The 9,097-nt window shown below is 66.3% G+C and carries 6 protein-coding genes and 1 pseudogene; 5 read left to right on the top strand and 2 right to left on the bottom strand.

The genetic code is table 11. The features are described from left to right. Positions 1-110 precede the first annotated feature (110 nt). Together mtr and AC2VOG_RS04940 are read right to left on the bottom strand one after the other, a co-directional pair. Positions 111-1,493, bottom strand: a complete 1,383-nt coding sequence (gene mtr / locus AC2VOG_RS04945; RefSeq protein WP_486938805.1) for a mycothione reductase — start codon at positions 1,491-1,493, stop codon at positions 111-113. Between the two features lie 11 nt (positions 1,494-1,504). Next, complete coding sequence (locus AC2VOG_RS04940; protein WP_486938804.1) at positions 1,505-2,524, bottom strand: alpha/beta hydrolase; 1,020 nt, start codon at positions 2,522-2,524, stop codon at positions 1,505-1,507. A 118-nt stretch (positions 2,525-2,642) separates the two neighbouring features. On the opposite strand from AC2VOG_RS04940, the gene mqo reads away from it, so the two are divergent. The 5 genes and pseudogenes from mqo to AC2VOG_RS04915 all read left to right on the top strand — a co-directional run. Next, positions 2,643-4,148 (top strand): malate dehydrogenase (quinone), encoded by a 1,506-nt coding sequence (gene mqo, locus AC2VOG_RS04935; protein WP_486938803.1) that lies wholly within the window; start codon positions 2,643-2,645, stop codon positions 4,146-4,148. A 5-nt stretch (positions 4,149-4,153) separates the two neighbouring features. Then, a pseudogene (locus AC2VOG_RS04930) lies at positions 4,154-4,444 on the top strand (GNAT family N-acetyltransferase); the annotation flags it as partial. Continuing rightward, entirely contained in the window at positions 4,441-5,652 is a 1,212-nt protein-coding gene (cobA, locus tag AC2VOG_RS04925) for a uroporphyrinogen-III C-methyltransferase (RefSeq protein ID WP_486938801.1), read from the top strand. The pseudogene AC2VOG_RS04930 and the gene cobA, both read left to right, overlap by 4 nt. Positions 5,653-5,874: 222 nt before the next feature. Next, on the top strand, positions 5,875-7,329 hold the full coding sequence (locus AC2VOG_RS04920; protein WP_486938800.1) for an MFS transporter: 1,455 nt from the start codon (positions 5,875-5,877) through the stop codon (positions 7,327-7,329). A gap of 284 nt (positions 7,330-7,613) precedes the next feature. Further along, positions 7,614-9,097 (top strand): proline--tRNA ligase (locus AC2VOG_RS04915; RefSeq protein ID WP_486938799.1); only part of this gene is annotated, 1,484 nt, incomplete at its 3' end.

Below are 9,097 nucleotides of genomic sequence, written 5' to 3'. Positions count from 1 at the left end.
CTGGGCAATCAGGGCTGGCTACTGCACCTGCAATGCCCTGACTGTGGCCATCTGTGGTCGATCGACAGCAAACCGCGCCGTCGGTCGTCGACCAGCGCCGCCTGACCCGCTCAGTCCAACAGCCCCAACAGCGCGTTTTCCACGACCTCGGGTAGCGCCGGGTGAATCCAGTATTGGCCGCGCGCCATCTCGGGCACGCTCAGCCCGAAGCTCATCGCCTGGATCAGCGGTTGGATGATCGATGACGCCTGCTGTCCCATGATGTGCGCGCCGAGCAGTCGACCGGTCTTGGAGTCGGAGATGAGTTTCACGATGCCGACGGTATCTTCGGTGGCCCACCCGTAGGCCACGTCGGCGTAGTCCTGAACCTTGCAGGATACGTCGAAACCCTTTGCCACAGCCTCGTTCTCGGTCAGCCCGACATAGGCGATCTGCGGGTCGGTGAACACTGCGGCAGGCACGTAGCGATGATCGGTGGCGGCCATTGATGCGGTGTCGTCCCAGTCGCGAAGCAGGTTGCGCTGCACGACGCGCGCCTCGTGGTTGGCCACGTGCTTGAGTTCGTACGGCGACGACACATCGCCGAGTGCGAAGACATTGCGCGCCGAGGTCCGTTGGTACTCGTCGACGACGACGCGGCCATCGTCGAGTTGGATGCCGGCCTTCTCGGCGGCCAGTAGATCACCGTTGGAGCGTCGCCCGGTGGCGACCAACAGGGCGTCGGCCTGCAGTTCGGAGCCGTCGTCGAGGTCGAGCACCACCCCGGAGCGGTTTTCGTGCGCGCCGAGGATGTTGCGGTGGCTGCGGACCTCCCATTTGCCCGCCGCGATCCGAGTGAACCGCTGCGACAGGGTGTCGTCGAGATGCCGCAGCAGCGCGCCGCCGCGGATCACCAACGTGATGCGGACACCCAAGGCGGCGAAGATGTGCGCGAATTCGCACGCCACGAAACCGCCCCCGACGATCACCAGGTGTTTCGGCAGTTCTGGTATCCGCATAATGTCGTCACTGGTGTAGTACGGCACGCCGCAGTCGAGGATGGCCGGGGGAACGTCGGCTCGTGCGCCCGCGGCGATCACCACCTGCTCGGCGGTGAACTCCGCGCCGTCGTCGGTCCGCAGCAGGTAGCGACCGTCGTCCTGCACACCGGAGAAGCGGGTGTGCGAGTCGTAGACGTCGACGTTGGGTTGGGCCCGCCGGTAGTCCTCACCGCCGATTGCGATGGGGTCGATGCGGCCGAAGACGCGGGAGACGATGTCGTCCCACCGGACCCGGTCAATGTGGGCGTCGATGCCGTAACGCGCCGAGTGCCGGATGGTTTCGGCGACCTCGGCGGCATAGACGAACATCTTGGTGGGAATGCACCCCACGTTCAGGCACGTCCCGCCGAACGTACCCTGCTCGCAGACCGCCACCCGCTTGTTGGCGTAGCGGTCGTCGAGAATGCTGTTGCCGGAACCGGTTCCGATGATCGTCAGGTCATAGCCGTGCATTCAGTAGCCCTTCAGCCGTGGTGGGACGCGACGTGCGAAGTCGCGTCCAGATAGTCGTCCAGCCAGGAGTCCAGTCGCTGGTAAGCGACCCGTCGTGGCTGAGGTGTCGACAGGAAAACATCGTGTTTGGCGTCGACGATTGGCACGATCGTAGTGACATTGCCGAGGCAACCGGCCCAGCGTGCGATGTGTGTGACGTCGAGCACCGCGTCGCCGTATTGCAGGGTGATCGCATCGGATGCGTCGAGCACACTGTGGTCGGAGCGCAAGACCAGGTTGGGCACGCCCACATCGAGTCCGCGGTGCAGCTTTACCTGCCCGCGTCGTACTGCTGAAAGCCAGCCGAAGGTAATCGGGAAGCCGCCCAACGGTTTCCACTGCAGGTTGTAGTCGAATTCGCCGTGGTAGTCGCGATGCAGGCTGGCGCCGTAGCCTCCGCCGGTCTCGCCCGGAGCGCGGGCAACCCGCTTGTCGCCCAGGCGTGCGATGCCGGCGATCAGCGCGCGGGTCGGCGGCCAGCGCAACGGCATCGGACCGGGCAGGTCCAAAAACGGGCTGTTGAGCACGAGCCCGCCCACCCGTTTGCGGGCGCTCGCGCCCGCGTGCCGCAGCCGATCCAGCCACAACGAGACGATCAGCCCACCGGCGGAATGGCCGTACACCAGCACCTGCGCCGACTGCGTTTCCTCGGCGATGATCTCCACGGCCCGATCGAGTTCACGGTCGTAGTGTGCGAGGTCGGTGGTGAAGTGCGGCGTCTGGCCCGGCCGCGACGAGCGGCCGCACTTGCGCAGGTCCAGCGCGTAAAAGGCGATGCCGCGGCCGGCGAAGTGATCGGCCAACGCCGTGTGGAAGAAGTAGTCGGTGTATCCGTGCACCGCCAGCACGGCGTCCCCGGCGCTTGCCGCGCTATCAGCACTGCCGCGTCGTAGCAGCGTCGCTTCGATCGTGCCTTCGCCGTCGGGGTCATCGCCCAGCGGGATGGTCAGTTGCCAGTAGCCGGGCAGGACGTCGGTCTGCCAGCCAGTCACGCACGCCAGCTTAAGGCGTGGCCGCGAGCATGACGATCACTGACATTGGGCCCGTCGAACAGCGGGTCCGTTCGGTGCCGGATAACCTGACGTCAAGGCAGCTCTTCTCGCGCGAAGGATGACCAACTCGGTGCCAGGTCCGCAGTCAGGAAAGACTCCGAAGGTTGACGCCGTGTTGGTTGGGACCGGGATCATGAGCGCGACTCTTTCCGCCTTGTTGCGCCGCCTCGAGCCGGATTGGACGGTCGCCCTCGTCGAACGGCTCGACGGCGTCGCGGCCGAGAGCAGTGACCCCTGGAACAACGCCGGCACCGGTCATGCCGGGTTGTGCGAGCTGTTCTACACCCCGCAGCGGCCCGACGGGTCGATCGACATCGGCAAAGCGGTGCGGGTCAACGAGCAGTTCCAGCTCAGTCGCCAGTTTTGGGCGTACGCGGTGGAGAACGGGATGCTCACCGATGTCCGCGGTTTTCTGAACTCCGTCCCGCACGTCAGCTTCGTCCACGGCGCCGAGCGCGTCGACTACCTGCGCCGTCGCCGACGGGCGTTGGCCGACAACCCCTTGTTCGCCCGCACCGAATGGGTCGAGGGTGCAGACGAATTCGCGCGCCGACTGCCGTATATGGCTGCCGGAAGGGATTTCGCCGAACCCGTCGCGCTCGATTGGGCCGTCGAAGGAACCGACGTCGATTTCGGCGCATTGTCGCGTCAACTGATCGGCTACGGCGTTCGCCACGGCAGCGCGGCGTGGTTTGGCCATGAGGTGCGTAACTTGCGGCGTCGGCGCGACGGCGGGTGGACCCTGAGCATCCGTAATCGGCGCACCGGTGAAGGCCGAAAGCTGGATGCCGCATTTGTTTTCGTGGGTGCCGGGGGACAGGCGCTGCGGTTGTTGCAGAAGTCCGGCATCCCCGAAGTCAAGGGGTTCGGTGGCTTCCCGGTCGGCGGCCGATTCCTGCGCAGCGGCAATCCGGCGATCACCGGTTTGCACCGGGCCAAGGTCTACGGTCTGCCCGAGCCGGGGGCGCCCGGGATGACGGCAGCTCATCTGGACAGCCGGATTGTCAACGGCAAACCCTGGCTGATGTTCGGCCCGTTCGCCGGGTGGTCACCGAAATTCCTGAAGCACGGGCGCCTCAGCGACCTGCCGCGATCTGTCCGGCCGGGCAATGTCGCCACGGTCGCCGGGGCAAGCCTGGGCCAGCTGGGACTGCTGGCCTACTTGATCGGCCAGCTCGGCAGGTCGACGTCGAACCACATCGAAACCTTGCGCGAATTCGCGCCCAACGCAACGGCATCCGATTGGGAGCTGATCGCTTCCGGGCAGCGGGTTCAGGTGATGCGGCCCGATGCGCGCCGCGGGGGCCGGCTGGAATTCGACACCACCGTGCTTACCGCGGCCGACGGCAGTATCGCCGGACTACTCGGCGCGTCGCCGGGAGCATCGACCGCGGTGTCGGCAATGCTCGAGGTGCTGGAGCGCTGTTTTCCCGATCGGTATGCGGGGTGGCTTCCGGTGCTCACCGAGATGGTGCCATCGTTGGGCGCGTCGTTGGCCACCGAGCCGGCCTTGTACGAACAGGTGCGGTCGTGGACCACCAAGGTGCTGGAGCTGGAATCATGAGCGCGAAGGAGCACGCGGACGGGCGTCACGCGTTCCGGCTGGGCCAGCTGTGCACCGAACGCCGCGCCCGCGGCGAAGGGCACACCACCCGGCTGCTGGGCGCCGCGCCGGCGGAAGTCGGGGACTACCCGTCCCGGATCGGCGCTCGGGTATATCTAGCGGACATGTATGCCCACGGATTCGTTCGAGACGGCGACGACGTTCTCGACGACGGCCCGCCCCACGTGCCGATGCTTCGATCGACGAATCCGCCGCCGGTAGCGGACGAGCGCGGTGGCCCGGGGGTGCGCGCATGACGACACCCGAGAGCCCCTACCTGGTCGGGCTGCGGCTGGCCGGCAAGAAGGTCGTGATGGTCGGCGGCGGCAGCGTCGCGCAACGTCGTCTGCCGCTGCTGGTGGCCAGCGGGGCGGACGTGCACGTGATCAGTCGCGGCGTCACACAGTCGGTCGAAGCCATGGACGGAATCACGCTGTCGCTGCGCGACTATCGCGACGGCGACCTGACCGGCGCGTGGTATGCGATCGCAGCCACCGACGACGCGCAAGTGAACGCCGCGATCGTCGCCGAAGCCGATCGCAACCGAATCTTCTGTGTGCGGGCCGACATCGCGATCGACGGCAGCGCGGTGACTCCCGCGTCGTTCGAATACGCCGGGCTCTCGGTGGGCGTGCTGGCCGGCGGCGAGCACCGCCGCTCGGCAGGCATCCGCTCGGCGATCCGCGAGGCCCTGCAGCAGGGCGTGATCTCGCCGGAGAGCTTCGAGAGCAACGACGTGGTCCGCGGCGGCGTGGCGCTCATCGGAGGCGGCCCGGGCGATCCGGAGTTGATCACCGTGCGGGGCCGGCGGCTACTCGCACAGGCCGACGTCGTCGTCGCCGACCGGCTGGCTCCGCCGGAACTTCTCGCCGAGTTGGCGCCCAACGTCGAGGTGATCGACGCGGCCAAAATCCCGTACGGGCGGGCCATGGCCCAGGACGCCATCAACGCGGTGATGATCGAGCGGGCCCGGGCCGGCCATTTCGTGGTGCGGCTCAAAGGGGGCGACCCCTTTGTCTTCGCCCGCGGCTATGAAGAGGTGCTGGCGTGCGCCGAGGCCGGTATCCCCGTGACCGTTGTGCCGGGTGTGACAAGCGCCATAGCGGTGCCCGCCTCTGCCGGTGTTCCGGTCACGCATCGCGCGATCAACCACGAGTTTGTGGTGGTCAGCGGGCACGTGGCGCCGGACCACCCCGAATCGTTAGTGAATTGGGATGCGTTGGCCGCCATGACCGGAACCATCGTTTTGCTGATGGCGGTCGAGCGCATCGAACTTTTCGCCAAGGTCCTGCTCAAGGGCGGTCGACCTGCGGATACGCCGGTGTTGGTGGTTCAGCAAGGGACGACGGCCGCCGAACATACGTTGCGGGCCACGCTGGCGGACGCGCCGGAGAAGATCCGTTCGGAAGGCATTCGACCTCCGGCGATCGTCGTTATCGGCGCTGTGGCGGCCTTCGGCATTTAAAAGATCCCTAAGATTACTGTAGGGTAAGTTCTTATGACGGCTCTCAACGATGCAGAGCGGGCTGTCCAACGATGGACGACTGAACCCTCGAAGCGAGCAGTTCACATGCCCCCAGTGCGCCCAGAAAAGTCACTGCACCCAGAAAATTCAGTGCAGCCAGAAAAGACACTGCACCCAGAAAAGACCAGCGAGTCCACCTCGACCAAGGTGTCGACAACGTGGATGCCGACGCGGGGATTCTTCACCGCGGTGATCGCCATCGCCGGTATGCAGCTGATGGCGACCATGGACGGCACCATCGCGATCGTCGCGCTTCCCAAGATCCAGAACGAGCTGAGCCTGTCCGACGCCGGGCGCAGCTGGGTGATCACCGCCTACGTGCTGACTTTCGGCGGTTTGATGCTGCTCGGTGGCCGACTCGGCGACACCATTGGCCGCAAGCGGACTTTCATCGTCGGTGTCAGCCTGTTCACCATCGCCTCCGCCTTGTGCGGGATCGCCTGGGACGACGTCACGTTGGTCATCGCGCGGCTGCTCCAAGGTGTCGGCGCCGCGATCGCCTCGCCGACCGGCTTTGCGCTGGTGGCCACCACGTTCGCCAAGGGGCCGGCGCGTAATGCCGCCACCGCGGTGTTCGGGGCCATGACCGGTGTCGGGTCCGTGATGGGCCTCGTCGTGGGCGGGGCGCTCACCGAAGTCTCATGGCGGCTGGCGTTTTTGGTGAACGTGCCGATCGGGCTGGTGATGGTCTACCTGGCCCGCACGGCGCTGCGGGAGACCCACCGCGAGCGGATGAAGCTCGACGCGGCCGGTGCCGTGTTGGCCACGCTGGCATGCACCGCGGCGGTCTTCGCCTTCTCGGTCGGCCCGGAGAAGGGCTGGATCTCCGTCACTACCCTTGGCACCGCCGCGCTCGGTCTCGTGGCTTTCGGTGCGTTCGCGTGGGTCGAGCGCACCGCCGAAAACCCCGTCGTCCCGTTCAATCTTTTCTTCGACCGCAACCGGCTGGCCACGTTCGTGGCCATCTTCATGGCCGGTGGGCTTTTGTTCACCGTCACGGTGCTGGTCGCGCTCTATGTGCAGGACATCATGGGGTATTCCGCACTGCGCGCCGGTATCGGCTTCATCCCGTTCGCGATTGCGATGGGCATCGGGCTGGCCGGCTCGTCGCAGCTGGTGTCCCGCTTCCAGCCGCGGGTTGTGGTGATCGCCGGTGGTGCGCTGGTGGTCGGCGCAATGCTGTACGGATCCACCTTCAACGGCGCCATGCCGTACTTCCCGAACCTGATCGTGCCGGTCGTCGTCGCCGGTGTGGGAATTGGCATGGTGGTGGTCCCAGTGGCGCTGTCGGCGATCGCGGGCGTCGGCTTCGATCAGATCGGGCCGACCTCGGCGATCGCGCTGATGCTGCAAAACCTCGGTGGCCCGGTCGTTCTGGCGGTCATCCAGGCCGTCATCACGTCGCGCACGCTGTACCTCGGCGGCATCAACGGCCCGGTAAAGAACATGAACGCCGGGCAATTGCACGCGCTCGACCAGGGCTACACCTACGGCTTGCTGTGGGTGGCGGGCGTGACTGTCATCGTCGGCGTGGTGTCTCTGTTCATCGGTTACACCGCCGAGCAGGTGGCGCACGCGCAGGAAGTCAAGGACGCCATCGACGCCGGCGAGCTCTAGCGCGCTCCGCGGACCTCAATGGTCCCATCAGTCACTGACTGTAGGGGTGCGCTCTTTTTTCGATTTGTGACCGGATGCGATATCACGGCAGACGGTGATATCGCATGCGGTCACGTTTCCAAAACCGGAGCATGGTGGGGAGACGGTGCTGATGTGACAAATGATGGCCGCCGCCGAGCTCTGGCGCCCAGCATCGCCAACCAGACGCCACGGCTGTCATCCTTCGCGGATCGCAGCCGTGGTGGTTATTGGCAGTCAATACCTAGTAGTTAGGCTTGCGCGCTGTGATCACCCGGATGTCCGAGCTGTTCCTGCGCACCCTGCGCGACGATCCTGCCGAAGCCGAGGTCGCCAGCCACAAGCTGCTGATCCGGGCCGGCTACGTGCGCCCGATTGCGCCGGGCCTGTACAGCTGGCTGCCGCTGGGCCTGCGGGTGCTGCGCAACATCGAGCGGGTGGTCCGCGAGGAGATGAACGCCATCGGCGGCCAGGAGATCCTGTTCCCGGCGCTGCTGCCGCGCGCGCCGTATGAGACGACGAACCGCTGGACCGAATACGGTGACGGCGTGTTCCGGCTCAAGGACCGTCGCGGCAACGACTACCTGCTCGGACCCACCCACGAAGAGCTCTTCACGTTGACGGTCAAGGGGGAGTACAACTCCTACAAAGACTTTCCGCTCGCGCTCTACCAAATCCAGACCAAGTACCGCGACGAGGCGCGCCCACGCGCGGGCATCCTGCGCGGCCGCGAGTTCGTGATGAAGGACTCGTACTCCTTCGACATCGACGACGCCGGCCTCAAGACCGCCTACCACGCCCACCGCGAGGCCTACCAGCGCATCTTCGCTCGGCTGGGCATCGAGTACGTCATCGTGTCCGCGGTGTCGGGTGCGATGGGTGGCTCGGCCTCCGAGGAATTCCTCGCCGAAAGCGCGATCGGCGAAGACACCTTTGTGCGGTGCCCGCAGTCCGGCTACGCCGCCAACGTCGAAGCCGTCGTCACCGTCCGCCCGGAGAGCATTCCGATCGACGGACAACCTGACGCGGTGGTGCACGACACGGGCAACACCCCGACCATCGCCACGCTGGTCGAGTGGGCCAACGGCGCGGACCTGGGCCGCACCGTCGACGCCGCCGACACGTTGAAGAACGTGTTGCTCAAAGTCCGCCAGCCGGGCGGCGACTGGGAACTGCTGGGCATCGGGGTGCCCGGCGACCGCGAGATCGACGACAAGCGGCTGGGCGCCGCGCTCGACCCGGCCGAGTACGCCCTGCTCGACGAGGCCGACTTCGCCAAGTATCCCTTCCTGGTCAAGGGGTATATCGGCCCGAAGGCATTGCTGGACAACGGTGTTCGCTACCTGGTAGATCCGCGAATCGTCGACGGCAGCAGCTGGATCACCGGCGCCGACCAACCCGGCAAGCATGTCGTCGGATTGGTGGCCGGTCGTGACTTCGTCGCCGACGGCACCATCGAGGCCGCCGAGGTGCGCGACGGCGACCTGTCGCCCGACGGGGCCGGCACGTTGGTCTCCGCGCGTGGCATCGAGATCGGCCACATCTTCCAGCTCGGCAGAAAGTACACCGACGCGTTCACCGTCGACGTGCTCGGCGAGGACGGCAAGCCGGTGCGCCTGACCATGGGCTCCTACGGGGTCGGGATATCGCGGCTGGTGGCGGTCATCGCCGAACAGCACCACGACGAGCTGGGGCTGCGCTGGCCGACTGAAGCGGCACCGTTCGACGTGCACCTGGTGATCGCCAACAA

The organism is Mycobacterium sp. TH-M11, from assembly GCF_057473725.1.
The sequence above is the reverse complement of the archived record's forward strand: the minus strand, read 5'-3'. Positions and strand labels throughout refer to the sequence as shown.

What these genes read in the sequence shown, in the direction of transcription:
- mqo (WP_486938803.1), top strand. Translation starts at nt 2,643, where the DNA reads ATGACCAACTCGGTGCCAGGTCCGCAGTCAGGAAAGACTCCGAAGGTT.
- cobA (WP_486938801.1), top strand. Translation starts at nt 4,441, where the DNA reads ATGACGACACCCGAGAGCCCCTACCTGGTCGGGCTGCGGCTGGCCGGC.
- mtr (WP_486938805.1), bottom strand. Translation starts at nt 1,493, where the DNA reads ATGCACGGCTATGACCTGACGATCATCGGAACCGGTTCCGGCAACAGC.
- AC2VOG_RS04920 (WP_486938800.1), top strand. Translation starts at nt 5,875, where the DNA reads ATGCCGACGCGGGGATTCTTCACCGCGGTGATCGCCATCGCCGGTATG.